Below are 1,224 nucleotides of genomic sequence, written 5' to 3' on the forward strand. Positions count from 1 at the left end.
GAAAATATGTATAAAAATCTTTATAATAGAAGTCCTCACGGACTCTTATGTAAGCCACATAGATACTTTTTTCAAATTCATCGCAGCACAAGTAAACATCGTATCCATTGTCACCTTTTCTAAACTGCGGAAACGTGTCCATCTCATACCATGTTGCTCTTTAGCGTCACCAAATCGTCTTTCTATTGTTTGGCTTCTCATTTTATATATTTTTTTAATTGAATCCATAAACCTTAAATCTTCAACTATATCTAAATCATCTTGCCATACGTGCCTTTGGATTTGTTTTTGACACTGTTTATTTTCAGTGCATTTGTTCAATAGTGGGCATTCACGACATGTGTCAGAGTTTGACATATATAGTCTGTGCCCAGTTGGCATTGTTCTTTTGTAAGTTAAAAACTCATCATTAGGACAGATATAGCTATCATAATATTCATCGTAGATGAAATCGCGAATTTTGAAGAAACCTTCTTTTCCTTTTGGTCGAGTATACGGCATCACAGGTATCATTAATTTTTCAATAAGATAGTGTGCATTAGCTGGAGTTTTATATCCAGAATCGACTGCTACATATCTCGCTTTTAAACCTGCTTTCTCCATTCTTTCTATCATAGGTTTCAATTGCGTACTATCATGGATATTTCCTGGAGTGACGTGTGAATCTAAAATGAAGCCGTGTCTATCGACACATGCATGTAGCGAATAGGCAAATTGCTTTTCTCTCTCGCTCTTTACATAATAACCAGACTCTGGATCAGTTTTGCTTTCTTTTATATATTTAGTTTTCGCTTCCTTTTTCTTTTTTATAGGCTTTTTTCCATCGGCTTTTCTTAGAAGATTTACTTCATCATCCAATTCTTTTTGGTATGCTTTGGCTTCAATTTGAACAACTTTCTTAATGTATTTATTTTTATTAGCATTGGCTTTAATATGAGTTGAATCGATAAAAATTTGTTCGGTATTAATAAGGTTGTTTTCAAAAGCAATTTTTAAGATGTGTTGGAAGATTTCTTCAAATAACTTATTATCATAAAATCGGCGGGTGTAGTTTTTGCTAAAAGTACCAAAATGAGGAACTTTATCAAAGAATCCATAACCTAAGTACCATCGGTACGCTACATTAGTGTGAATTTCTTTTATAGTTTGTCTCATAGATTTAATGCCGAATAATTTTTGAATCAGAAGGATTTTTACTAAAATTACAGGGTCAATAGAGGGTCT

Annotated in this window: 1 protein-coding gene; it reads right to left on the reverse strand. The window is 33.0% G+C overall.

What is annotated here, in order from left to right:
- Positions 1–45: 45 nt before the first annotated feature.
- A partial coding sequence (locus CD112_RS11460; RefSeq protein ID WP_103364354.1) for an IS1182 family transposase occupies positions 46–1,224 on the reverse strand: 1,179 nt, incomplete at its 5' end.

This window comes from Staphylococcus simulans (genome assembly GCF_002902285.1).
Lineage (GTDB): Bacteria > Bacillota > Bacilli > Staphylococcales > Staphylococcaceae > Staphylococcus > Staphylococcus simulans.